Genomic DNA, 25,621 nt, shown 5'->3' on the forward strand with positions numbered 1-25,621 from the left:
GAGGTGAACTGGTGAAGCATAAAAAACAGCCATGGCGGTATTTTTTACTCATAGGAGCATGCGGGATGGGGTGGTTTCACACTATTTTACAAGCGGTTGCAGGATCAGATAAACAACCTTTGGCCACGCTACAAGCGTTGGTGATCAACAATGGTTCGGATCCCGAATCACTTGATCCCCATAAAACCTTGGGCGTGCCAGAACAAAAAATCATGTTTGATCTCCTGGAAGGGCTATTTATTCTTGATCGCCATGGTGAAGTAGTTCCTGGCATGGCACTCCATGCCTACAGCCCTGATAAAAAGAGTTGGAGTTTTCATCTGCGTCCTGGGGCCAAGTGGTCCAATGGGGATAAAATCGATGCCCATGACTTTGTCTACAGCTGGCGGCGGCTTGCTGATCCTAAAACCGCTGCGCCCAAAGCCGTTCTCTTACAGACCATGAAAATCGCTAATATTGAAGAGATCTTGGCCGGCAAACTACCGCCTGAAACCTTAGGGATCAAAGCCCTTGGGCCACTGACACTGCACCTCTCCCTATCGCAACCGCTAGGATTTTTAAAAAAACTGTTAGTCAACAGTGGGTTGCTGCCGGTACATCGAGCAACTATTGAGCGCTATGGGGAGCAGTGGACCCAGCCGACACACTGGGTCGGCAATGGCGCCTACTGTCTTAAAGAACAGGTAGCCAATGAAAAAACTGTGCTGATCCGTAATCCCCATTACTGGGATAATCAGCACACCATCGTTGACCAAGTCACCTACCTGTCAATCGATGAAGCAGCCGCAATAGCCCGTTATCAAACCGGAGATATTGACCTCACACCTACTGGTGTGTCGACCAGTTTAATAAAAAAAACAAAAAAGGAACTGACTCAAGAACTAAGAGAGTTTCCAATTCCCGGTTTTCTGGGTTACCAAATGAATACCACCGTTCCCCCCTTTAATGATGTGCGCGTTCGGCAGGCATTAAATTTAGTATTAGACCGCCAAGCGATCTTGCGGCAGTTATGTCTTATGGAACAAGGTCCCGCTTATAATCTGGTCCCCGATGGTTTAGGCGGTTTAACTCCTTACCAGCCAGACTGGCTCTTATGGAGTCCAGAGCAACGGCTAGAAACGGCCCAAGCCCTGCTGCAAGCGGCCGGTTATGGGCCAGAAAATCCGTTGAAATTTACCCTGCTGTATCCAACCGCTGAAGCTAATAGACAGTTGGCACTGCTGGTTCGGGCACTCTGGCAGGCTCATTTAGGAGTGGAAACCACGCTGGTCCCTCGAGAGTGGAAGGTTTATTTAGAAAAGACCAGTTTAAGAAACTATCAGATGTCACACCTTGATTTCTCTACCACTTATGGTGATCCCTACGGGTTACTGGGTGTCCAATATTCTCATAGTGTCTACAATGAAACAGGCTATAACAATCCGAATTTCGATCATTGGCTTGAGAAAGCCTTAGACTGCCTCTTTAACGCTGAACGCTGGCCCCTGTATCACAAAGCGGAAGCACAATTAGCGGAAGACGTGCCTATTATCCCGTTATTTCATCCAGTAGCTCTGCGTCTGGTCAAGCCCTATGTTGGGGGCTTGAGTGACCGTAACCCCATGAATCGGTTTTACACGAAAGATCTCTACCTCACCAAACAGCCGCTAGCCCCTAAAAAAGCGCGGCATTAGTTTTAGGCTAGAGGGTTTCTCTGCTTGCTCTGCACAAAAAAGGGGCCATATCACTCTGCCATATCAATGAGTTGGCTGGGTTCACTGGGTGTGGAGCCCCCGCTTCCGTCACAAATAAACCAGGAATAGTCACCGCAACGTCGTCGTAATACAGGACAGGCAGCCGGGGGCGTAACCAGGGGGGGATCCCCTGCTCTTGATAGATTTTTTTTAGTGGCCGGCTGCCACGCCCAGTGATGCGTACTCGGCCAGATAATCCAAAACGCCAGCTAACCCGTTGTCCTAGATCAGGAAGCCGGATCCAACTTGCTACTTGTTCGGTCGCTAGCAGCGGCAGATCACTGGATTGCAGCCAGACACGCCCTAACCCTGCTGGGAGCGACAAAGTGCTCTCAAGATCTTGCCAAACGCAGAGCGCTGGTAGTGGCGCTAAGGGTGCTACCAGATAGAGCCGCTGCCGATAACGCCGCACCTGCCAGTGACCAAGCTGTAGCTGTGGATTAGCATCCTGACTGCTCAGGGCGATCTGAGACCAGAGTTGAAGCAACTGTTGGCGGCTCGGAACCGGCGCCCCTAACTGACGGCACCAGCGGCGCAGTAGTGCCTGCCGTTTAGCGTCAGAGCAGTGGGCCAGCGCCTCTATGGCCAGCGCACCGTGCTGATCCAGACACTGCTGTAGCAGCGGCTGCAGCAGTTCATCCAACAACTGCTCCTGCTCGCCACACAACTGGGCACTGCGCAGTGTGGCCTCGGCAAAGTGTGGCCAACGCCCGACTACCGGGGGAAGAATGCGGTGACGGAGGAAATTACGATCAAACTGGAGTAACTGGTTACTGGCATCTTCAACCCATTGCAGCCCCTGCTGCTGGGCATAGGCGTGTAACCTAACCCGTGACACGCTCAGTAACGGCCGGCACAAAACACCTGCAGCAAAGGGTTGACACTGCGGCATCGCTGCCAATCCTGCTGGACCACTGCCTCGTTTCAGAGCTAATAACAGGGTCTCACACTGATCATCTCGGTGGTGAGCAGTGACTAACGTCTCTCCCCGATCGAGTAGCTGTGCTAACGCAGCATACCGTGCAGTGCGGGCGGCAGCTTCTAGACTGTGTCGTGATCGTTGGATGACAAAGACTGGTACACACTGATAGGCCACCCCAACAGTGTGACAGTAGCTCTGGCAAAAAGTGGCCCACTCGTCAGCTTGCGGGCTTAAGCCATGGTGTACATGCACCGCTCGCAGCGATTGCAGCTGTTGTGTCTCGAGCAATTGCTGCAGCAATTGCAGTAAGACACAAGAGTCCAAACCACCACTCAAAGCCAGTAAGAGCCGGGTAGCACCGCGCAGTGCTTGAGCGACTATCTGTTGTAATTCTAAACTCACCCCAGATCTCATCGAATCACTAGCGGATAATTAGCTGCTCCCATACTGCATAATCCGCATCTCACGCCGCTGGAGTAGCTGTGGAATTGCTAAACCCTCTAACTCGGCTAAATCGGCCAGGAGCTGCTGTTTTAGTGCCTGTGCCGCTCCCAGAAAATCACGATGGGCGCCCCCTAGGGGTTCTGGAATCACCTGGTCGATCAGCTGCAGTTGTTGTAAACGCTCGGCAGTCAACCCCATGGCCTCAGCCGCTAAGGCAGCTTTATCAGCGCTTTTCCATAAAATAGCGGCACACCCTTCGGGAGAGATCACCGAATAGATGCTATATTGCAACATATTAACTTTATCCCCCACCCCAATGGCGATGGCTCCTCCCGATCCCCCTTCGCCTATTACGGTCACAATCACCGGAACAGTCAGCTGAAAGATCTCACGCAAGTTACAAGCGATCGCTTCGGACTGGCCGCGCTCTTCAGCTCCAACACCGGGATAGGCTCCTGGCGTATCAACAAAGGTGAAGATAGGCAGCTTAAAGCGATCAGCCATCTGCATCAATCGTAGCGATTTACGGTACCCTTCCGGTGAGGGCATGCCGAAATTACGTCGTACTTTTTCTTTGGTACTCCGCCCCTTTTGGTGGCCAATCACCATGACTGGACGCCCCTCTAAACGGGCCAAACCGCCGACAATCGCACAATCTTCTCCATAGAGGCGATCACCCGCTAGTACATCAAATTCGGTAAATAGCGCGTCAATATAGTCCAACGTGTAGGGTCGATTGGGATGGCGCGCTAGTTTTACAATCTGCCAGGCCGTTAATTCGCTAAAAATTTTATGGGTCAACTCCGTGCTTTTTTGCCGTAAGCGCTGAATTTCATCGTCTAAGCTGAAACGATGTTGCTCACTGGCTTGATGGTTGAGGAGATTCAGTGCCTCTATTTTTGCTTCTAGCTCGGCAATCGGTTGTTCAAAATCTAGAAAATCAAGCTTCATGGTTTCATCACACCTTTAATCAAATTGCAATACGACCCGGTCAACCCCCATTAAACTCTGCAAATCACTTAACAGGGTATCAGAGGGATAGACCCGCCAAGCTGAACCTAGTCGTAATTGTACCTGCGCCTGGCGCTGTTGATAGTGTACGGCGATCGGGACGCCCTGTGGTGCCTGAGCAGTGTGCAAAATAGCGTGCAATCGCTTAAAAAATAGCTGATCCAGCTGCTGCGACTCTAATACTAAAGTCAGCGAGCGGAGCCGCTCGGCTCGCACCGCCTGGATCTCCCGAAGCTCCTGTACCACCATTTTTAAACCGTTCAAGCGGAGATCGATACTCACCGTACCGGTGGCTATCAGCAGGCGATCACGCACCAACAAGGATCGATACCGCTCCAGTATCTCATTGAATAGCACCGCTTCCAAGCGTGCTTCACCATCCTCTAAGGTTAATAGCCCCAGTCGATGCCCCCGTTTGCTCATCACGATGCGGGAGGCAACCACTAAACCCGCCGTGCAGACCAGCTGATCCCGGGCGGTGGGCTTCAGACTCTGAAGACGACAGTGAATATAGCGTTTGAGCTCTGACAGGTAGTGGTTGATGGGATGTCCACTCAAATAGAGCCCTATTGTCTGCCGTTCATTGGCTAACCGTTGCTGTTCAGACCACGGGGGCACCTCTGGGGCAATGGTCGCCTGCTCAGGCAGGAGTGACGCCAACACACCAAACATATCAACCTGTCCCTGCTGCTCAGATTTGCTATGCTGTTCCGCCCGTTTCAAGGCACTGTCTAGGCGTGCCATTAACGCCGCCCGATGCGTTTGCAGGCTATCCAACGCGCCGGCCATGATGAACTTTTCTAGTGTGCGGCGTGGGAGCCGAGTACTCTCCGTTCTGGCACAGAGATCAAAGAGATCCTTAAAAGGTCCCGACTGGGTGCGTGCCGCTACCACTGCCTCTACAGCACTGCGTCCTGCCCCCTTAATCGCCCCTAAGCCATAAATAATTTCACCCTGGTTGGTGACGCTAAAACCATAGTCACTGCGATTAATATCCGGGGGCAATACCGTTAATCCCAGTCGTCGGCACTCTTCTACTAAACCGACGATTTTGTCAGTATTATCGAGATCAGCGCTCAGTACGGCAGCCATAAAGTCGGCGGGATAGTGGCTCTTGAGCCAGATCGTTTGATAGGATACTAGCGCATACGCCGCAGAGTGCGATTTGTTAAAACCATACCCTGCAAATTTTTCTACCAAATCAAAAATTTTGATGGCCAACGTGCTATCAATCCCTCTGTTTCTAGCGCCTTGCTCAAAAATTGCACGTTGTTCTGCCATCTCTTTAGGCTTTTTTTTCCCCATGGCACGGCGTAACAAGTCAGCCTCACCGAGCGTATACCCGGCCAATACCTGGGCAATCTGCATCACCTGCTCTTGATAAAGAATAATGCCATAGGTCGGTTCTAAAATAGGTTTGAGCAGCGGGTGCTGGTACTGTTGATCAGGATAGGCAATGGTCTCCCGTCCCTGTTTGCGATCGATAAAATTATCCACCATGCCAGACTGCAGGGGGCCTGGTCGGAACAGGGCCACTAAGGCGATCAGATCTTCAAAACAATCTGGCTGCAGCCGCTTAATCAACTCCTTCATCCCACGGGATTCCAGCTGAAAAATAGCCGTCGTCTCTCCCCGCTGTAACCACTGGAAGCTCTTAGCCTCTTCTAAGGGAAGTTGTGACAGATCAAGGGCTGGTTGCTGCTGGCTTAATAAGCGCGCATTGATGGTCTGCAAAGCCGCCTGAATAATCGTTAAGGTCCGTAAGCCTAAAAAGTCAAACTTCACTAAACCAATCGATTCTACGTCATCTTTATCAAATTGCGTCACCGGATGTTGCCCATGAGCATCACAATAGAGCGGTGCAAAATCGGTGATCTTGGTCGGGGCTATCACAACACCACCGGCATGTTTACCGGCATTGCGCGTCACCCCCTCCAGCTTGCGCGCCCTATCGAAAAGAGTGCGGACCTCTTCATCCTGCTCATAGCGCTGACGGAGTTGTGGCTCTGCCGTGAAGGCTTTATCTAGCGTCATCCCGATCTCTTGTGGGATCAGCTTAGCCAGGGCGTCGACAAACCCGTAGGGGTACCCCAGCACTCGCCCCACATCCCGGATCACCGCTTTGGCGGTCAGGGTTCCAAAGGTAATAATTTGTGACACTGCCTCACGACCATAGCGTTCAGCCACATGATCAATCACGTCATCTCGTCGATCCATACAGAAATCAATATCAAAATCAGGCAACGAGACCCGATCAGGATTGAGAAAACGCTCAAACAGCAGATCAAACGCTAAGGGATCCAGATCAGTGATCTGTAGAGCATAAGCCACTAAAGATCCTGGACCCGATCCCCGCCCTGGACCGACCGGGATCCCTTGACTTTTAGACCACTGAATAAACTCCATAACGATTAAAAAATAACCGGGAAAGCCCATTTGATTTATCACGGCTAATTCACGCGATAACCGCTCCTGGTAACGAGCTTGCTGTTGGGAGCGCTCAGACTCCTCAGGGAAACGCTGGGACAACCGCTGGCTTAACCCTTGCTCAGCCTGCTGCACCAAATAGACCTCGGGACTCCTGTCACCGGTTGGAAAGCTCGGCATGCAGTGGTCGCCTAACCGTAACGTTACATTACAACGCTTAGCGATCTCTACACTATTCTCTAGTGCCTCGGGGAGATCGGCAAAGCGTTCACACATCATCTCTACCGAGCAGAGAGACTGTTGCGCCGTATAACGCTGCTGGCGTTGCGGATGGGTCAGAGTGGTCCCATCATGAATAGCGACCCGAATCTCATGGGTTTCAAAGTCCTCTGGATGGAGAAAACAGACCGGATGGGTGGCCACGACTGGTAGCCCGGTCGTACTGGCTAACTCCAATACCGCTGCTAGGTAACGCGCTTCATCGGCTTGGCCAATACGACTGATCTCTAAATAGTAGTGGTCGGGAAAGTAGCGTTGGTAACCCTCGATACAGCGCTGTACGCCTACCACATCACCCCGCAGTAATAGGGTGCCAATATCGCCCCTGGGCCCCCCTGATAAGACAATTAAACCTGCTTGATGGGTGATGAGCCATTCGCGATCAATGGCCGGAACCCCGTTGATATGACCACGTAGATAGGCACGTGAAATTAACTGCGTTAAATGATGGTAGCCCTGCTGCTGTGTTGCCAACAGCGTCAGGGGGTAAAGCTGATCCCCGAGTTTTGGATCATGAAGCAGCAGATCAGCACCGATGATTGGTTTAATCCCAGCAGCCTGTGCACACTGATAAAACTTTATCAAGCCAAATAGATTGCTAAAATCGGTTAATGCCATCGCCGGAATGGACCACTGTGCGACCTGTTTGACCAGATCCTCGACCTTCGCCAAGCCATGGCTGAGGGAGTAGTCACTACAGAGACGTAAAGGGATAAAACGGGGATCAGCCATCAGAGCGCTTACTGAGGATCTATCCGTGAAGTCGGTACGGAATGGATGGAGGGTGGTTTCAATAGCTGTTTAACTGGTGCAAAGCTCTGTCGGTGGTGGGGTGTTGCCCCCCAACGTCGTAGCTGTTGCAAATGATAGGGGGTAGGATACCCTTTATGTTGTGCAAAACCATACTGCGGATAGTGCTGGTCCAGGGCGATCATCTCTCGGTCTCGAGTGACTTTGGCTATAATCGAAGCGGCGCTGATGGCATCCACCCGGGAATCCCCTTGAACCACTGCCTGTGTCGGCATTGGCAGTTGCGGACAGCAGTTTCCATCCACTAACACCAGCGAGGGGACTCTGCTGAGACCCAAGACAGCACGCTGCATCGCCAGCAGGGTCGCTTGTAAAATATTGAGTTGATCAATCTCCGCCACGTCAGCTCGTCCTATTTGCCAAGCTATTGCGTGCTGAATAATCTGATCATAGAGCCTCTCTCGAGCGTGCGCACTTAAGCGCTTAGAGTCTCTTAATCCGCTGATGAGTCGTTTGGGATCTAAAATCACTGCAGCGGTGATCACTGGTCCAACTAACGGGCCACGGCCTACCTCATCAACGCCAGCGATCTCTCCAACCGCCGCAGAATAGTCAATAGGCTGAAGCTTATGACTCCTCATAGCGACCCACCAGTTGTAACACCGCGGCAGCCGCTTGCTGACTGGCTCGGCAGCGGAGCTGTTGATGCTGCAGCCAAAACTGCTGCTTCAGTAGCCGATGGTCGCCCTGTAAGTGGTCGCTTAAGAGCTCTGATAGCCGTTGTGGGGTGACTTGATCTTGCAGTAACTCAGGAACCAGAGGTTGATTGGCTAACAGGTTGGGCAGGGCGATATAGGGTACTTTCACCAACCGTTTTGCTAACCAAAAGGTCAGCGGCTGTAGACGATAGGCCACCACCATGGGACAGTGTGCTAACATCGCCTCCAGCGTTGCCGTTCCCGAGGCAACTAAAGCGACATCAGCCGCCGTTAACACCGTTCGCGCCTCGCCTTCCAGAATGGTTAGGGCCAATTGCGGGGCTACTTGAGCCTGGATTGCGGCGACTTGTTGACGCTGTTTCACTGTGACCAAGGGAACCAGAATCGTTAACTCAGGGTAGCACTCCTGTAACAACAGGGCCGCTTGCAGAAACGGAACAGCTAACCGCGAGATTTCTGCCGAGCGACTGCCCGGTAGTAGGGCCAAATAGGGTCCCTGTTGCGGAATATTGAGCGCCCTTCTGGCCGTGGCGACGTCAGGCTCCAGCGGCATCTCATCCGCAGCGGGGTGCCCGATAAAACGACACGCGACCTGAAAACGGTCACAAAAAGCCTTTTCAAAGGGCAGCAGCGCTAATACTAAATCAACAGCACGCGCTATCTTCTCGATCCGTCGTGGGCGCCAAGCCCACACAGAGGGGCACACATACTGAACGATGCGGATCCCCTGCTGTTTAAGGGCTAAAGCGACCGCTAAATTAAAATCAGGGGCATCAATTCCAATAAACAACTGAGGACGCTCCTGGCTCAGTCGCTGTATTAGAGAACGACGGATCCTGTATAAACGCGGCAAATGGCTGATAACTTCGAATAACCCCATCACCGATAACTCAGCCATATCAAACCAAGCCTCACAACCTGCCGCCTGCATCTGTGGCCCTGCTATCCCCATAAAACAGGCATTGGGTATGATTTGACGAATGGCCACAATCAGTTGTGCCCCAAGCAGATCCCCTGAAGGCTCTCCGGCAACCATGCCAATCCGCACCGGGTGATCCATCGTTTAAGGTGCGCTCTTCAACGGATAACACCGCGCGTAGAGCGCTTGAGAAAATCTACGAAGGGTTGTACAACTGCCTGCTGTTGCGCCAACTGCTTCAAAGCACTCTTGATTTCATGCAGCATTTTGCTACTGCGATACAGAATTCGGTAAGCCTGTTCAATGGCTTTAAGATCAGTTGGAGAAAAATGGTGCTGCTTAAGCCCTTTCATATTGATACCATAGGGTGAAGCATGATTACCTTGGGCCACAATATACGGAGGAACATCTTGGGAGACCCCGGAACAGCCGCCAACCATCACATGCATACCCACAATACAAAACTGATGAATCGCCGACATGCCGCCAATGATGGCGAAGTCATCGACCTGAACATGCCCCCCTAAAGTAGCGTTATTGGCAAAGATACAACGATTCCCCACCACACAATCATGGGCAATATGGGCGTTGACCATCAACAAGTTATCGTGACCGATGGTAGTTACCTGAGCGCCTTGCATCGTGCCCCGATGGATCGTCACATGCTCTCGAATACGATTACGATCACCAATGAGCACCCGGGTCGCTTCTCCCTGATATTTGAGATCTTGATTACACTCGCCTATCGAGGAGAATTGAAAAATTTGATTATCACAGCCTAGGGTGGTCATTCCATTGATGACGACATGCGATTTTAAGACCGTGCCGGCACCAATTTTAACAGCCGCTCCAATATAACAAAAAGGGCCAATAAAGGCCTGTTCGTCAATCACTGCACCTGTTTCAACAATAGCACTAGGGTGGATAAAAGCCGTTGGGTGGATCACGCTTTTAACCCTCCCGTCTGGCACACATCATCTCTGCTTCGCAGACGACTTCATCAGCTACTTTAGCAAGCCCTTTAAAACGGGCTATCCCACGTCGCTCTTTTAAAAATTCAACTTCTAATATCATTTGGTCACCTGGGAGCACCGGCCGTTTGAAGCGTGCATGGTGAATAGCGGCAAAATAATAGAGTTCTCCCGGCTGTAATGAACCGGCGCTTTTAAAGGCTAGTACCCCGGTTGCCTGAGCCATCGCTTCTAGGATCAACACACCGGGGAATACCGGATTTTCCGGAAAATGCCCTTGGAAAAATGGTTCATTAAAGGTGACATTTTTAACTGCCCGGAGGTACTTTCCCTTCTCAAAATGAAGGACACGATCAACCAATAAAAAGGGATAGCGGTGTGGTAACAACTCAATAATTTCTTGGATGTTTAATACAATACCTGGAGTAGACAAAGTGCGCTTCCTGTGTTGAAAAACCAAAAACAGTGGCAGCTAACCACAGTGCTGATCTCAGCTGATCCCTATCCGCATAGAGCATTAAGTGTCGTACTGTTTGACCCTCTGTTCCAATGCTTTTAAGCGCTGATGTAACGTCTCAATCTTTAACAGATGCGCTGCAGATTTCCGCCAAGTGGCATTGGGTTGTGCGGGGAGACCTGATGAATAAATACCCGGCTCCGTAATAGAGCGCATCACCATAGACATGCCGGTCACGGCTGCATGATCACAAATCTCTATACCGCCATTCAATACGCTGGCACCACCAATCTTACAGTACCGCCCGATCTTAACGGCACCTGCCATAACGACCCCCCCAGCTACTGCCGTGTGCGCCCCAATCACCACATTATGGGCAATATGACAATGGTTATCGATGATCACCCCATCACCCAGCCTGGTACTGTCTAAAGTACCCCGGTCGATCGTGGTACAGGCCCCTATTTCAACCCGGTCGCCAATAGAAACCCCTCCTAACTGCGGAATTTTAACCCATTCCCCTTGATGATTAGCAAAACCAAAGCCATCGCTACCAATCACCGCTCCTGAGTGAATGGAACAGTGGTGACCAATAGAAACCCCATGGTATAAGGTCACATGCGGCCACAACCGGGTATGAGCACCTAGATGCACCTGTTGACCAATCACGGTCTGTGATCCAATGATGGCCCCCTCTCCAATCTGTACCCCAGCTTCAATGACGACGTAATCCCCAATGGTGACATTGTTTCCCAACACCACATCAGGAGCAATCACTGCAGTATTGGCAATCGTTGGTTTTGGCTTGGGGGTGGTATCTAGCTGTTGTGCAACCCGCGCATAACAGAGATAGGGATCCGTCGTTAGCAAAGCACTGCCTGGCCAATAGGGGCGGTCGGCAGCGGTGAGAATGACGGCACTAGCCTGGCACTCGACCAGGTGTTGTCGGTAGCGCCGATCAGACAGAAAGGTGATATCACCAGTTTTGGCTGATTGAATAGCGGCTACAGCTCTAATGACCACCTGACCGTCACCCGCTACAGTAGCACCCACCTGCTGTGCCAATTCACCCAACAGATAGCGATGGCTCATTTTTTGAGGACCCCAATCACCTCTTTGGTGAGATCTTTCGCGCTGCCGGCATCAATCACGACACTGGCATCCAGCACCACACTATACCCCTGCTGCTTGGCCAAGCGCTGGGCAACCTGGCGGATCTGCTGCATGAGTTTATCCTGCGCTGCCAACTGGCGTTGCTGCCGCTCTTGCTCATAATGTTGTGCTTTGCTAGTAAATTGTTCGCGTAGTCCGGCGATCTCTTTTTCTAGTGCCATCCGTTCACTGGCTTTCATGATAGCGGAATCCCGCTCTAGTTTTTTAAGCTTTTCAACCGCACGACGCTCTATCGACTGTAGCTCCGAGGCCCGGCTATTGAATTCAGCTTGCAGCTGACGGACAACCTCCTGCTGCTGCGGCAGCTGTTCAACCATCTGAGTGAGATCAATAAAGGCTATTTTATCGGCGGCCCCTGTTTCAGCTGCTAGCGACAACAGGCAAGCCATACTGACTGCCAAAAACTTCTTTTTCAAAACGCCTCCGCGGATAACTGTAAGCTGATGATGACAGATAAAGAGTGATCGGTTTCTGTTAAAATTCAGCACCGATAGAAAACTGAAAAGCCTCTTTTTTATCCCCAGGGTACCGTTTTATCGGCACGGCATAGGAAAACGTGAGCGGCCCTAAGGGTGATAACCATTGTAGCGACACACCGGTGGAAACCCGTAGCCGTTTTGCATCAGCATAATTAGGAATCGAGTGGGGATACACCTGACCGATCCAGGTTTTACCCACTAAATCACTAGAACGCCAGTGGGTATCCCAAAGGCTCCCAGCATCCATAAACCAGGCAGTCCGTACGGCATGGCGGTATTTCTCACTCAGTAACGGTGTAGGGAAAATAAGCGATACGCTAGCGGTCATTAAGGCATTGCCACCGGCACCATCTTCAGACAGCTTACAGCGGCCATTCTCTAAATAGATGGCCCGAGGCCCCATACTATTGCTTTCGAAACCACGTAGTGCATTAAAATCGCTATGCAGTTTCTCATAAAAAGGCAATGGTTTCTTTCCAAGGCCATTGGCATAGCCAATCCCACCCCGCATTTGTAAAATCCAGTGCTGTTGTTGATCAAAGGGCCAGTACCGAACAGCAGTGAGATTCAGTTTATAAAAGGTATTATCTGAAGCAAAACTTGTGAGTTTCCCCTCTAGTTCAACCCGTGAACCCGAGGCAGGGAAATAACCCCGATCAAAACTATTCAGCCTCCAGCCAACAGTGAGTGGAAAGTCTTTCACAGAAAAACCGGCAGTCTTCCCGAAACCATTCGGTTGGCCGATGGCGGTTAAATACTTCTGGAGCCCCAGTTGTGGTTTTAGATGATCAAGCCGGGTGTTTTCATAACTTATCCCCCCAAATAATTGACTCGTTTCACTGATAGGAAAAGTTAAGAGGCTACTTAAACCATGACTCTTTTTGGTATAGCTCGTCAAATGGGCTTTATCAGCTCTAAAATCATTATAATAAAGGGTGCCTCCGAGGCTGACGCCATCGACTGTCAAGTAGGGTTCAGTCACGCCTAGTAATAATGATGACGATGAGCGACTTTTGTCACCCTCAACCACCAAAGACTTCCCGGTCCCTAACACATTGTCCTGTTGAAAGTTAACATTAAACCCCAAGCCACTATCAGTACCAAAGCTAGCGCCTGCACGAATACTACCGGCATTCCGCTCTTTAACCCGATAAGTGATATCGACTTGATCAGGGTGCTCCGGAACAATGGTGAGTTCAACTTCAACACTTTCAAAATAGCCCAGCCGGTTTAAGCGTACTTTACTGAGCTCAATCTGTTCACTACTGAACCATCCTCCCTCCATTTGCCGCATTTCACGACGTAAGACTTCATCTTTCGTCAGTGTATTACCTACTAATTGAATACGGCGGACCGTGAATCGGTGCCCAGCCTCCACCTGAAGGTGCAACTGAACAGTCTGCGTTTTATCATCGATTTCGGGTTGATGATGAATGGTCGGATAGGCATAACCACGGCGCCCCAGCAGTGATTTAATCTGCTCTTCAAGATCCGTTATTTTAGAGTGATTGTAGCGGGTATTTGGTTTAATCGTTACTAAACGTTTCAACTCGGCTTCATGCCCGGCTAAGTTACCCAATAGCTCAACACCCACTAGTGTGTAGGGGAGGCCTTCAGTCACATTCACGGTGATATAAGTAGATTTTTTGTCTGGCGTTAAGTTCACTTGTGTAGAATCGATCTCAAAGCGCGCATAGCCTCGATCAAGGTAAAAGCTGCGCAGTTGTTCCAGATCACCGGCCAACTTCTGTTTTTGATAGCGTCGATCACCCAGGATATTCCACCAAGGGAGCTGATCCTGTGATGAAAAGTCTGACCGCAGCTGTGCTATAGAGAATGCCCGGTTACCGATGATATTAATCTGCTGGATCTTTGCAGCAATGCCTTCAGTAAAAATTAATTTTAGATCGACTCGATTACGCGGTAGTTCTGTTATCTCAGCCTTGACTTTGGCACTGAATTGACCCATCCCATAATAGAGTTCCTCTAAAGCGTGTTCGAGATTAGTTAACTGATTTCGATCAAGCGATTCACCCACCCGAACAGCCAATAGTTCTAGGTGCTTCTTTAAATGCTCTTTGGAAACCGTTTTATTACCGCTAAAAGTAATCTCTACAATGGTTGGTCGCTCTTGCACGGTAATCAGTAATTGATTGCCCTCTCTAGCAATTTGTATGGCTTCGTAGTGACCACTTGCAAACAGGGCATGGATAGTCGCGCCAACTGCTTTAGCCGTCACGGTATCCCCGACAGTGATTGGCATGCTGAGTAGTGCCGCACCCGGGGTGACTCGTTGCAGCCCCTTAAATTGAATATTTTTTACTACAAAATCATCGGCGTTGCAGGTTGCTACCCCACCGAGTAACAACGACGCCATGATCAGTTTTTTAATTACCATGATGATAAAACACTCTCAATTCATTAAACTGTAACGGCTCAGCTGCGCATGACATCATTAAATAGCGCAACCCCCGTTAACACCATTAGTAGCAATACGCCCACCCGATAGCTGATCTCTTGGAAGCGCTCCGAAACTGGACGGCCATGGAGCGCCTCAAGCAGCAAGAATACCATATGGCCGCCATCTAGTACCGGCAATGGCAATAGATTCACAATACCCAAGTTAATCGAGATCAACGCTATAAAGCCTAAAAAGCACACCAAACCTGAAGCGACAGCAGTGCCCGCCCCTTTGGCGATGGCAATCGGCCCACTCAACTGCTTTAAGCCGACGCTCCCAGTCAATAACTGACCGGTCAGTGACAGCGTTAATCGGCTCATCTGCCAGGTTTTCTTGCCAGCTTGCACAAAGGCCGCAAGCCCGCCATAACGCTGCTGCTTCCAGGCATCAGCGGCTATCGACAGGAGCTTAGGGGCTAGGCCTGCGTAGCCGACCGTTTGGCCGTTGGACAAACGCTGCGCTTGCGGCGTCAGCGTGATAGCCAGTAACTGATCGGCTCGCTCAATCTCTAGGGATAGTGACTGCTGTGGATGAGCGCGTATCTGTGTGACCAATTGCTGCCACTGGAGTAGCGGCTGCCCCGCAACGCGTACAATACGATCACCCACCTGCAAAGTTGCCTGCTCAGCTGCCGATTGCGGCTCAATCCTCGTGATGATCGGCAGCACCTGGGGTTGCTCAGGGATAATCCCTAAGGACTCCACACTGCTCTGTGGCTGCCAATCGACCTGCCCAAGCTGTAACACCAGCTGTTGTTGTTCAAGCGGGCCACCCTGCATTGGCTGCACAGTCACCGTGATCTGCGCTTGATGACGTTGTGCTGCTAACCTGAAGTGAACTGTTTCCCAATCAGGCGTTTCCAAGCCGCCCACCGCGGTGATCTGCATTCCAGGCAGCATCCCGGCGAATGAAGCGACCGACTGTGGCAGCACAGTCCCTATAACGGGTGGTAACACCGGGCGCCCCCATAAAAAAATCCACCAATAGGCCAAAAAGGCTAATAGGAAATTGGCCAACGGCCCTGCAGTAATAATGACCGAACGTTGCCAAATCGGCCGATGATTGAAAGCTTGATCCCGGCAGGCGGCTGCCACCGGTTGTACCCGTTCATCCAGCATCTTCACGTAGCCACCCAAAGGGATAGCAGCTATCACAAATTCTGTTCCCCGACGATCAACTCGGCGCCATAGGGCTGGACCAAAACCGAGTGCAAATCGCTCTACTTTAACGCCACACAGCCTGGCTGCTAAAAAATGGCCCGTCTCATGAATAGCGACTAGCAGACCCAGTGTGCCCAAAAAGGCCAATAGGTTCCCAATAAGCGCGTTGATCACTGATTTATCCTTCGGTTAATGCGATCCTGTCAACAGCCATAACCGCAGACAGGCAAAAATAGGGATTGCGGCGGTTAGACTATCTATTCTATCTAAAATTCCCCCGTGCCCGGGAATTAATTGACCACTCTCCTTCACCCCCACAGTGCGCTTAAACATACTTTCTGTGAGATCACCGACCACGGCACTCAAGGCGACGAGCAGTGCACTCAGCATCCAGAGCAGCGGCGAGGCCTTGGGGAGCGGCCCATAGCTTAATAAGCCATAGGCTGTGAAGAGTGCCAGTAGTAATCCTCCCCACAAACCCTCCCAGGTCTTTCCAGGAGAGACTAGCGGCAGCAGAGCGTGTTGTCCAAGGAGTCGACCTACAATATAGCCACCAATATCAACGCTCCAGACCAGCAGTAGCGCATAGAGTAACCACCAAGCTCCTTCATGGCCCTCTACTGCGGTGACAGAGAGACGCAGTACCAATAGACCCCAAAAAAAGGGGATCAGGGTGCTCATGCCAATCAGTAGACGCCAACCCCTTGAGGCCATCCAAGTGGCTGATGGCTGCGGATAACGGAGAATAGCGTGCAGAGCCAGCAACCACCAGATCACCCCACCACCTAAAATCAACCGCACCACCGGGTGTTGACTGATTGCTGTGGTTAAAGGGAGAGCTATCAATGATCCTACTAGCAATAGCGCCAACAGGATAACGACCTGACTTCGCTGCTTCGGCGTGTTAAAACCGGCTAACGGCCCCCACTCCCACGCCGCCAGCAAGCAAATCCCGAATACTAGCAGCATAAAACCCCGCACGGGTAATTGAAACAGGGCCAGTAAGAGGAGCGGCACGGCGATAAGGATAGTGATCAAACGCTGCTGCAACACTTAATGCTCCATAGGACACAAGTCGTTGGCACCAACAGTGCCAAAACGCCGCTCACGCTGCATAAAGGCCTCTAGTGCCAGTTGGAAAGTCTGGCCATCAAAATCTGGCCATAATTGATCGGTAAAATAGAGTTCTGCATAGGCCATTTGCCAGAGTAAAAAGTTGCTCAGGCGGTACTCTCCACTGGTGCGGATCACTAAATCAACTGCTGGCAGATCACTGAGACAGAGATGGCTAGCAACCAAGGGCTCATCAATCTGCTCAAGGCTACACACCCCTTGCTGTACCCGCTGCGCTACTCGGTTCACTGCTTGCACAATATCCCAGCGGCCACTGTAATTAGCAGCCACCGTTAACCTTAATCCCTGTTTGTCAGCTGTAGCAGCTTCTGCTCGCTTAATTTGCGCCTGCAAAGAGGGACTAAATGCCTGGGTATCGCCAATAATCTGCAACCGCACGTTATAGCGATTTAAGTAAACCAGTTGGCTCTCCAAAACTTGGAAAAACAGGGCGAGTAGGGCCGTCACTTCTTGATCAGGGCGCTGCCAATTCTCACGGCTAAACGCATACAGCGTTAAGGCCATCAGCCCTTGATCGATAGCGAAACGGATGGCACGATGCACGGCCTTAATACCGGCACGATGACCAGCAATCCGAGATTTCCCCTGGCGCTTCGCCCAACGGCCATTGCCATCCATAATAATCGCCACATGGCGAGGCAAATGAACGGGTACAGAAGGTGAGATGCCTGGGAGAGCCTGCCCTTGCTCGGTGCTAGACACCATGATTGTGGTGATCCTTAACTCCTATTAGTGTTAACAGCGGATTACCCCACCACCGCTTTAGAGCAACATGATAGCATTAGATCACTGTGGAATAAACTGCTCAACACGACTGATCATGCAGTAATTACCGCTGTGCTCCTTCGCGGTCGCGCGTCTCAATCTTCAGCTGTTCTCTCAGTTTCTGACTCTTAGGATTAGAGGTTGTTCGGTAGTGTCTCCTATTGACTGATAGTGAAATTTATCGAGGTAAGCGTCGATCACTTTTTCATGGATATCAATAGTTGGAAAAGCAAATAGTGCGTCTCGCAAGACGCTTGATGCGTGTTCGCAGCGTCAAGTTGTGACGTTTAATCCGTTGAGTGAAAATTTTTCCAATCCAAGGTTGTCGTTGAGAAATCATCCGCTGATACCCTGGCCAGCCATCGGTGGTGAACCTTCCTATCGAAAATTTTTTCAGCAGGCATAGCGACCGTCGTAAGATCTCAATACTCCTGGGACCAAAAACGTGAGACAGTATCTTTTTACGTTTAGTATCAAAGCCTCGTCACCGATAGCTTTTGGTTGACTACTGGAGCAGGCAGGGTCTAATTTTTTTTAAACACCGTGATACGGTGTTTTTGCTAATCTCCAAGATACGACTGGTGTCTCTAGAAGGCCAACTCTATGAGGCGTTCATGGATACCCAGCTGATGACCCTTCTAGTGATACTTGACTGGGAAGGAGCGCTGGCAGCCTTGATAGTAGAAGCGTTGTGACCCATTGGGAGCTTTACCATTTTTGACTACCCTCTCTTGACGACAATAACGACACTTAACTTGGATAACTGCCCTCTAAACTTCCTTGTTTTGACGATAATCATAATACATCAGTCTTTATGACCTACTACCCAATTTTTGCAGGGTTCAAGGATGCTGATATCAATTTTTTTTTATCACATGTTGTTAAATAATAACTAATTTCCCTCATCATATCCTTAGGCAAGCTATTTCTTTCTCCCCATAATCCTTCCAGTGTTATTGATCCTATTAACTGATTAACAATCCTTGAATTATCTATTAAGCGAACGACAATCTCTGTATAGCCGAGCTGATCCGCCCAGAATAGGGGAGATTCATTCTGAGAATTCTGGAGATCAACCTTGGCACCATTCTCTATTAAGCGAACGACAATCTCTGTATGGCCGTGCCGTGCCGCCCAGAATAGGGGAGATTCATTCTGAGAATTCTGGAGATCAACCTTGGCACCATTCTCTATTAAGCGACCGACAATCTCTGTATGGCCGTGCCGTGCCGTGCCGCCCAGAACAGGGGAGTGATCTTGCTACCCTTTAACGGACACAACGAAGAGGAACAAAGCGTATAATTTTTTGTTACTTTTTGAGGTGAAGTTATGAATCAAGGGGAATCAAGGAGCTATGATAAGGAATTCAAGCTGAATGCGGTAAAGCTGTATCACAGCACTGGTAAAACGCTCTGTCAATTGAGCGAGGAATTGGGAGTTCCCAAGAGTACATTGGCAGGGTGGGTCCATCAGCATAACAAGGATGGTGCAGAGGCTTTCCCGGGCAAAGGATACCTGAAAGCGTCTGATGCTGAGCTCAGTCAATTGCGGAAAGAATTGGCGATAGCACGCGAAGAGAGGGATATCCTAAAAAAAGCCTTGGGCATCTTCTCAGTGGCCCGCAAGTAAAATACCAGTTTATGCAAAAGCATGCTGGGGAATTCAGCGTAGAGAGGATGTCCAACGTGTTAGGTGTATCCCGCAGTGGCTATTATCAGTTTATCAAGGCTGAGCCATCCAAGCGCTATTGTGAGGATGAGCGTTTAATATCTGAAATTAAAGAGGTTTATACCATAAGCAACCAAATTTACGGTAGCCCACGTATCCATGCTGAGTTACGAGCTAGAGGTGAGCGCTGTTCACGCAAACGGGTTTGTCGGCTAATGAAAGCAGCCCATATTGCGGCTAAGATGAAAAAACGATTTAAGGTAACCACAATAGTCGATCCAAAGGCCGCAGTGGCGCCTAATTTACTCAAGCAGAAGTTCACAGCCACTCGCCCTGATCAATACTGGGCAGCAGATATTACCTATATTCCGACCCAAGAGGGATGGTTGTATGTTGCTATCGTACTGGACCTGTTCTCTCGTAGTATCGTGGGGATGGATATGCAAGCTCACATGACCACCGAGTTAGTAGCCGCAGCATTACGCCAGGCAATAACACGGAGGAAGCCTGCTGCAGGTCTCATCCACCACTCCGACCGAGGCAGCCAGTATACCAGCAAAGGATTCAAGGCTGTATCGGCGCATCACCAGATAACGCTTAGCATGAGTAGTACGGGCAATTGTTATGACAATGCAGTAGCAGAGAGTTTTTTCCATACCTTAAAAACAGAGCACACCCACTTTGAACGTTTTGAGAGCAGAGAACAAGCCAAATTGAGCATTTTTGAATACGTAGAAGTGTTTTATAACCGACAGAGACGGCACTCAACGCTAGGCTATCTGTCTCCTGTAAATTTTGAAAAAAATTGGTTATCCCAGGTCGCTTAAGGTTTCTCTTCTCTGTGTCTAAAAAAAGGTGGCAAGATCAGGAGTTCACCCTGAGAATTCTGGAGATTAACGTTAGCTCCCTGCTCTATTAAGCGATCGACAATCTCTGTATGGCGGTGCCATGCCGCCAAGAACAGGGGAGATTCACCCTGAGAATTCTGGAGATTAACGTTAGCTCCCTGCTCTATTAAGCGATCGACAATCTCTGTATAGCCGTGCTGTGCCGCCCAGAACAGGGGAGATTCACCCTGAGAATTCTGGAGATTAACGTTAGCTCCCTGCTCTATTAAGCGATCGACAATCTCTTTATGGCCGTGCAGTGCCGCCCAGAACAGGGGAAATTCACCCTGAGAATTCTGGAGATTAACGTTAGCTCCCTGCTCTATTAAGCGACCGACAATCTCTGTATGGCGGTGCCGTGCCGCCCAGAACAGGGGAGATTCATCCTGAGAATTCTGGAGATTAACGTTAGCTCCCTGCTCTATTAAGCGACCGACAATCTCTGTATGGTGGTTCCGTGCCGCCCAGAACAGGGGAGATTCATCCTGAGAATTCTGGAGATTAACGTTAGCTCCCTGCTCTATTAAGCGATCGACAATCTCTGTACAGCCGTACCGTGCCGCCCAGAACAGGGGGGATTCACCCTGAGAATTCTGGAGATTAACGTTAGCTCCCTGCTCTATTAAGCGATCGACAATCTCTGTATGGCGGTTCTGTGCCGCCCAGAACAAGGGAGATTCATCTTGAGAATTCTGGAGATTAACGTTAGCTCCCTGCTCTATCAAGCGACCGACAATCTCTTTATGGCCGTACCATGCCGCCCAGAACAGGGGAAATTCACCCTGAGAATTCTGGAGATTAACGTTAGCTCCCTGCTCTATTAAGCGATCGACAATCTCTGTATGGCGGTTCCGTGCCGCCCAGAACAAGGGAGATTCATCCTGAGAATTCTGGAGATTAACGTTAGCTCCCTGCTCTATTAAGCGATCGACAATCTCTGTATAGCCGTGCCGTGCCGCCCAGAACAGGGGAGATTCATCCTGAGAATTCTGGAGATTAACGTTAGCTCCCTGCTCTGTTAAGCGATCGACAGTCTCTGTATAGCCGTACCGTGCCGCCCAGAACAGGGGAGATTCACCCTGAGAATTCTGGAGATTAACGTTAGCTCTCTTCTCTATTAAGCGATCGACAATCTCTGTATGGCGGCACCGTGCCGCCCAGAACAGGGGAGATTCACCCTGAGAATTCTGGAGATTAACGTTAGCTCCCTGCTCTATTAAGCGATCGACAATCTCTGTATGGCGGTGCCGTGCCGCCAAGAACAGGGGAGATTCACCCTGAGAATTCTGGAGATTAACGTTAGCTCCCTGCTCTATTAAGCGATCGACAATCTCTGTATGGCGGTGCCATGCCGCCAAGAACAGGGGAGATTCACCCTGAGAATTCTGGAGATTAACGTTAGCTCCCTGCTCTATTAAGCGATCGACAATCTCTGTATGGCGGTGCCGTGCCGCCCAGAACAGGGGAGATTCACCCTGAGAATTCTGGAGATTAACGTTAGCTCCCTGCTCTATTAAGCGACCGACAATCTCTGTATAGCCGTGCCGTGCCGCCCAGAACAGAGGAGATTCATTCTGAGAATTCTGGAGATTAACGTTAGCCCCGTTCTCTATTAAGCGATCGATAATTTCTATATCGCCGCTCCGAATAGCATTGAAATTGAAAAGTTGTTCATTGAGTCCATTCATAAAAAATTAACTTTTTGTTAACCTAAAGATAAGTGGAAGAGGAAAATCATCTGGAAAACCACAACAAGCTTTGTATCAAATATATTATAAATAACTGTCTCTGGGACAGAGCCTCCACTGCTCTGCCCAACTATAGCTAATGGATACAATTTTGCAAGGTTATGATCACTCCTTCTCCAGCCAATTTGATCGTTAATCTCATCAGCGGAATGATTGCTTATTGTCTTATGCTTAAAAAACCTTCAATCTCCCTTCAACCCTTTAATGGACTGACCGTAATAGGAGTCCTTATCCCGAACTGAGATATAAGGTTAATCTATCCTGTCGTACCAATTTTATATGTAATCAGGCACTCCAGGTGACATCAGTTTGTGCTCAACGGATCACCCAAGCGGTGGGTGGGTAAATCACTCATGATAATGCTGTAGCTGCTGGGCTACCCTGCGAGCACGCCTGTCAATATCCAGCACTTCCATCACTGTTTCTGGCTCACTCGGTTGGTAGTGATCTAAAACGGCCTGATTGAGTTCGGCTATTGCCGTCAATTTAAGTTGACGCCGTAAAAAAGCGGCCACCGCCACTTCATTAGCCGCATTCAGCACCGTAGTCGCCGCCTGACCCGCTTGACTAGCGGCTATTGCCAACGATAAACAGGGATAGCGTGCCTCATCAACCGGTTCAAAAGTCAGGACTGGCAGGCGTAAAAAATCTAAGGGCACCACCCCACTAGACAGCCGCTCTGGGTAAGCCAACGCATAGGCAATAGGAATACGCATATCTGGCTGACTACATTGTGCTAATAGACTACCCTCGTTAAAGCGGATCATGGCGTGAATGATCGATTGCGGATGCACTAGGATTGCCAGCTGGTCTGGGCGAGCATTAAACAGCCAGCGGGCTTCAATATATTCTAATCCTTTATTCATCATCGTGGCGGAATCTACGGAGATTTTCTGCCCCATAGACCAGTTGGGATGCGCACAGGCTTGCTCAGGGGTAACGTGGGCTAATTCGGCGTAGGCTAGGTGGCGTAATGGGCCACCAGAAGCGGTCAAAATCAGCTGGTGGATCCCATGCTGTTCTAAGGATGCGACGCCTAACGCTTGCTGTAACGCGACCGGTAAGCATTGAAAAATAGCGTTATGCTCACTGTCTATCGGTAGGATCTGCGCGCCGCTCTGGCGAGCAGCGGCCATAAACAGTGCCCCACAGGTCACTAAACTCTCTTTATTCGCCAGTAACAGACGTTTACCTGCCTGGATAGCCGCCAAGGTGGGTAGTAGCCCGGCAGCCCCAACAATAGCGGCGATCACTTGATCGGCTTGCGGCAGCGCGGCCAACTGACAGAGGGCGTCAGCACCGGCTAGCACTTCAGTGGCCATCTGCCGTTCACGCAGCTGCTGCTGTAGCTGCTGGGCAGCCTGTGGATCAAACAGCGCCACATAACGTGGATGATATTTTAAACATTGTTGTAGTAGTTCAGTAACTTGGCTCCCAGCGGCCAAGGCCAACACGCTAAAATGCTGTGGATTGGCATCAACCACCGCTAAGGTAGCTTTTCCGACAGAACCAGTTGAACCTAGAATGGTGAGCTGCTGTTGGTGTAGGGGAAGTGTCATCACGGGTTATGGATAGCGTAAACCATGCCCAATCGGGTAAGAGCAGGCGCCCCTGACAGCAGCTTGAATAGCCACCGGTAGTTGGCCACTCGGCCGATTAAACCGTGCAGGCTGCTGAGGATCGGTGAACAGCGTCATTATCCCTGCCTCTAAGTTAATGGTTAACTGCTTTAACAAGCTAGGATCAGTGGGATCAAAGCTTTTGTGACCGTAAATAGCCACCATGGCGCCGACCTTTGTACTGTCTAAATAGGCCACATCATAAGGGCTATTGGCTGCCACCACAATCACTGGTTTTTTCTGCTGCTCTGCCTGGTTAAGGAGTTGCTGAGCCGCTGCAGAGTGGCCTCGCAGATCGGTGGTCATTAAAATGACCCTATCAACGGTGGCTAGCTGCTGTTCAAAGCCCGGCGGCAGCTGGCTGGCTGACCACGCTACCAGGGTAGTTTGCAGTCCGATAGCGGCAGGGGCTATCTGTACATTGATGCGTTGAATAGCCTGCTCAACCACTTGATGACTAGCTGCAGAATTGGATATCCACAGTAAACGGGGCTGAGTCCGGCAATCTACTGGTAACACCCCATCGTTTTTAATTAACGTGACGGCTTGCTGAGCAATCCTTTGTGCTAACCTTTGGTGCGCCACTGAGCCCACAGTGGCTAGTGCCTCGGTGAGATCAGGCAGTTGCGGTGAAAGCTGTTGACGCAATTTAGTGAACACTACACGGTGCACAGCCTCATCAATCCGATGTTTGAAGCGTGGATTGCAGATCATCTCTTTTTCAAGCGCCGACAACAACGCTTCTAATGCTGTTATCTCACTAGGATTTTGAACTGATAATGGCATCATCACAATATCAATACCAGCCAACAACGCCCTTTTCACCGCCTCCAAGGTCCCAAAATGTTCTGAAACCGCTTTCATACACAGCGCATCAGAGACAATCAGCCCCTCATAACGCAGAGAACAACGTAATTGACCCTGAATAATTTTGCGCGATAAAGTGGCTGGTAGTGGGATTTCTAGGCCAGTTTTTTTCGAGAGCACCCGTGTATTATCCAGTGCAGGCACCGCCACATGCGCACTCATGATGCCTGCCACCCCACTACGGATCACCTGCTCAAACGGCGGTCGCTCGACCGCTGCCCACTGCTTTAAAGAGTAGGGAATAATCGGTAACGCCGAATGAGAATCAACCGCGGTGTTGCCATGGCCAGGAAAATGTTTAGCAATCGCCAGTAGACCCGACTGCTGTACTCCCTCTAGGTAGGCTTGTGCCATGGTAGCCACTAACTCCGGCTGGCCACCAAAAGCACGCACCCCAATCACCGGGTTATTGTGGTGCGTGTTGACATCGACAACCGGTGCAAAATTGATGTTGAACCCTAAGGCACGTAACTCTTGTCCAGTCAGTACCCCCGCCGCTTTAGCCCAGGGTGGGTGACCCTTTGCCCCTAGGGCCATATTGCCAGGGAGTTGTGTGGCCATGGGGAGGCGTTGCACGCCACCCCCCTCTTGATCAATACCGATCAAGAGGGGTAAGCGACGACGGCTGGCCTGTAGTTGGTTATTAAACTGATGGAGTTGCGGGATCGTGAGGCAATTATCCCGGAATAGAATCACTGAACCGATGGCATAACGATTGATCAGATCGGCAACGGTTGGCGGCAGAGTAGTCATCGGTTGAGGTCTCTCCGCCGCAGCCGCGCTCCACAAACGACAATCAAGCATCAGCAGCTGCCCCAGATTTTCACGATGGCTGAACTGCTTGATCAGCGCTGGTGTCGCCTTTCGGGGATCACTCCATAGCGCTTGCAAGGCCTCTAAAGATAAAGGACGCGGCTGGCAGCTTGCTGGCTGAGGTGCCGGCCTCGGCCTCTCCGACAGCCTAGCACTGGGCTCAGCCAGCGACGTAGACACTGCAGCCCCCACCATCAAGGAGATCAGTAAGCCAG

At 50.4% G+C, this 25,621-nt stretch carries 20 protein-coding genes and 1 pseudogene; 2 read left to right on the forward strand and 19 right to left on the reverse strand.

Annotated elements, in window-relative coordinates:
- Positions 1-65 precede the first annotated feature (65 nt).
- A complete protein-coding gene (locus NL324_RS07440; protein ID WP_253306946.1) occupies positions 66-1,673 on the forward strand; it encodes an ABC transporter substrate-binding protein in 1,608 nt (535 codons plus the stop codon).
- Between the two features lie 7 nt (positions 1,674-1,680).
- On the opposite strand, the gene tilS is transcribed toward NL324_RS07440, so the two are convergent.
- The 16 genes from tilS to NL324_RS08385 form a co-directional block, all read right to left on the reverse strand.
- A complete protein-coding gene (gene tilS, locus NL324_RS07445; protein WP_253306947.1) occupies positions 1,681-3,069 on the reverse strand; it encodes a tRNA lysidine(34) synthetase TilS in 1,389 nt (462 codons plus the stop codon).
- 18 nt (positions 3,070-3,087) lie between these two features.
- Entirely contained in the window at positions 3,088-4,050 is a 963-nt protein-coding gene (gene accA / locus NL324_RS07450; protein ID WP_253306948.1) for an acetyl-CoA carboxylase carboxyl transferase subunit alpha, read from the reverse strand.
- 15 nt (positions 4,051-4,065) lie between these two features.
- Positions 4,066-7,548: a DNA polymerase III subunit alpha gene (gene dnaE, locus NL324_RS07455; protein WP_253306949.1), complete on the reverse strand. Its 3,483-nt coding sequence runs from the start codon at positions 7,546-7,548 to the stop codon at positions 4,066-4,068.
- A gap of 8 nt (positions 7,549-7,556) precedes the next feature.
- Complete coding sequence (gene rnhB, locus NL324_RS07460) at positions 7,557-8,207, reverse strand: ribonuclease HII (RefSeq protein ID WP_253306950.1); 651 nt, start codon at positions 8,205-8,207, stop codon at positions 7,557-7,559.
- Positions 8,194-9,345 (reverse strand): lipid-A-disaccharide synthase, encoded by a 1,152-nt coding sequence (gene lpxB, locus NL324_RS07465; RefSeq protein WP_253306951.1) that lies wholly within the window; start codon positions 9,343-9,345, stop codon positions 8,194-8,196. The genes rnhB and lpxB overlap by 14 nt, the downstream gene beginning before the upstream one ends.
- A 17-nt stretch (positions 9,346-9,362) precedes the next feature.
- A complete protein-coding gene (gene lpxA, locus NL324_RS07470) occupies positions 9,363-10,151 on the reverse strand; it encodes an acyl-ACP--UDP-N-acetylglucosamine O-acyltransferase (protein ID WP_253306952.1) in 789 nt (262 codons plus the stop codon).
- 4 nt (positions 10,152-10,155) lie between these two features.
- Positions 10,156-10,608, reverse strand: coding sequence for a 3-hydroxyacyl-ACP dehydratase FabZ (fabZ, locus tag NL324_RS07475; RefSeq protein ID WP_436298248.1), 453 nt, complete (start codon positions 10,606-10,608; stop codon positions 10,156-10,158).
- An 84-nt stretch (positions 10,609-10,692) separates the two neighbouring features.
- A complete protein-coding gene (lpxD, locus tag NL324_RS07480; protein WP_253306953.1) occupies positions 10,693-11,724 on the reverse strand; it encodes a UDP-3-O-(3-hydroxymyristoyl)glucosamine N-acyltransferase in 1,032 nt (343 codons plus the stop codon).
- Positions 11,721-12,221 (reverse strand): OmpH family outer membrane protein, encoded by a 501-nt coding sequence (locus NL324_RS07485; RefSeq protein WP_253306954.1) that lies wholly within the window; start codon positions 12,219-12,221, stop codon positions 11,721-11,723. Before NL324_RS07485 ends, lpxD begins: the two co-directional genes overlap by 4 nt.
- A gap of 58 nt (positions 12,222-12,279) precedes the next feature.
- A complete protein-coding gene (bamA, locus tag NL324_RS07490) occupies positions 12,280-14,682 on the reverse strand; it encodes an outer membrane protein assembly factor BamA (RefSeq protein WP_253306955.1) in 2,403 nt (800 codons plus the stop codon).
- Positions 14,683-14,720: 38 nt separating this feature from the next.
- Positions 14,721-16,076, reverse strand: coding sequence for a sigma E protease regulator RseP (gene rseP / locus NL324_RS07495; RefSeq protein ID WP_253307162.1), 1,356 nt, complete (start codon positions 16,074-16,076; stop codon positions 14,721-14,723).
- Between the two features lie 18 nt (positions 16,077-16,094).
- Positions 16,095-16,958 (reverse strand): phosphatidate cytidylyltransferase, encoded by an 864-nt coding sequence (locus NL324_RS07500; RefSeq protein ID WP_253306956.1) that lies wholly within the window; start codon positions 16,956-16,958, stop codon positions 16,095-16,097.
- Positions 16,959-17,744: a polyprenyl diphosphate synthase gene (gene uppS / locus NL324_RS07505; protein WP_253306957.1), complete on the reverse strand. Its 786-nt coding sequence runs from the start codon at positions 17,742-17,744 to the stop codon at positions 16,959-16,961.
- Between the two features lie 274 nt (positions 17,745-18,018).
- Positions 18,019-18,261, reverse strand: a complete 243-nt coding sequence (locus NL324_RS08380) for an IS1 family transposase (RefSeq protein ID WP_436298263.1) — start codon at positions 18,259-18,261, stop codon at positions 18,019-18,021.
- Positions 18,262-18,442: 181 nt separating this feature from the next.
- Positions 18,443-18,565, reverse strand: a complete 123-nt coding sequence (locus tag NL324_RS08430) for an IS1/IS1595 family N-terminal zinc-binding domain-containing protein (RefSeq protein ID WP_436298264.1) — start codon at positions 18,563-18,565, stop codon at positions 18,443-18,445.
- A 61-nt stretch (positions 18,566-18,626) separates the two neighbouring features.
- Complete coding sequence (locus tag NL324_RS08385; RefSeq protein WP_366516366.1) at positions 18,627-19,046, reverse strand: ankyrin repeat domain-containing protein; 420 nt, start codon at positions 19,044-19,046, stop codon at positions 18,627-18,629.
- 87 nt (positions 19,047-19,133) lie between these two features.
- Between NL324_RS08385 and NL324_RS07520 the strand changes: the two are divergent.
- Positions 19,134-20,299, forward strand: a pseudogene (locus NL324_RS07520) (IS3 family transposase).
- Here NL324_RS07520 and NL324_RS07525 read toward each other — a convergent pair.
- From NL324_RS07525 to NL324_RS07535, 3 genes are all read right to left on the reverse strand, one after another.
- Positions 20,296-22,047, reverse strand: a complete 1,752-nt coding sequence (locus NL324_RS07525) for an ankyrin repeat domain-containing protein (protein ID WP_253306959.1) — start codon at positions 22,045-22,047, stop codon at positions 20,296-20,298. The pseudogene NL324_RS07520 and the gene NL324_RS07525 overlap by 4 nt on opposite strands.
- A 407-nt stretch (positions 22,048-22,454) precedes the next feature.
- Positions 22,455-23,666 (reverse strand): 1-deoxy-D-xylulose-5-phosphate reductoisomerase, encoded by a 1,212-nt coding sequence (gene ispC, locus NL324_RS07530; RefSeq protein ID WP_253307163.1) that lies wholly within the window; start codon positions 23,664-23,666, stop codon positions 22,455-22,457.
- 6 nt (positions 23,667-23,672) lie between these two features.
- Positions 23,673-25,586, reverse strand: coding sequence for a glycoside hydrolase family 3 protein (locus tag NL324_RS07535; protein ID WP_253306960.1), 1,914 nt, complete (start codon positions 25,584-25,586; stop codon positions 23,673-23,675).
- Positions 25,587-25,621 lie beyond the last annotated feature (35 nt).

Origin of the sequence: unidentified bacterial endosymbiont, assembly GCF_918320885.1 — a bacterium.
In the GTDB taxonomy this organism is placed as follows: Bacteria; Pseudomonadota; Gammaproteobacteria; order Enterobacterales.

Coding starts and splice junctions, on each gene's coding strand:
- NL324_RS07440 (WP_253306946.1), top strand. CDS start 66: ATGGGGTGGTTTCACACTATTTTACAAGCGGTTGCAGGATCAGATAAA.
- tilS (WP_253306947.1), bottom strand. CDS start 3,069: ATGAGATCTGGGGTGAGTTTAGAATTACAACAGATAGTCGCTCAAGCA.
- accA (WP_253306948.1), bottom strand. CDS start 4,050: ATGAAGCTTGATTTTCTAGATTTTGAACAACCGATTGCCGAGCTAGAA.
- dnaE (WP_253306949.1), bottom strand. CDS start 7,548: ATGGCTGATCCCCGTTTTATCCCTTTACGTCTCTGTAGTGACTACTCC.
- rnhB (WP_253306950.1), bottom strand. CDS start 8,207: ATGAGGAGTCATAAGCTTCAGCCTATTGACTATTCTGCGGCGGTTGGA.
- lpxB (WP_253306951.1), bottom strand. CDS start 9,345: ATGGATCACCCGGTGCGGATTGGCATGGTTGCCGGAGAGCCTTCAGGG.
- lpxD (WP_253306953.1), bottom strand. CDS start 11,724: ATGAGCCATCGCTATCTGTTGGGTGAATTGGCACAGCAGGTGGGTGCT.
- bamA (WP_253306955.1), bottom strand. CDS start 14,682: ATGGTAATTAAAAAACTGATCATGGCGTCGTTGTTACTCGGTGGGGTA.
- uppS (WP_253306957.1), bottom strand. CDS start 17,744: ATGGTGTCTAGCACCGAGCAAGGGCAGGCTCTCCCAGGCATCTCACCT.
- NL324_RS07525 (WP_253306959.1), bottom strand. CDS start 22,047: ATGAATGGACTCAATGAACAACTTTTCAATTTCAATGCTATTCGGAGC.
- ispC (WP_253307163.1), bottom strand. CDS start 23,666: ATGACACTTCCCCTACACCAACAGCAGCTCACCATTCTAGGTTCAACT.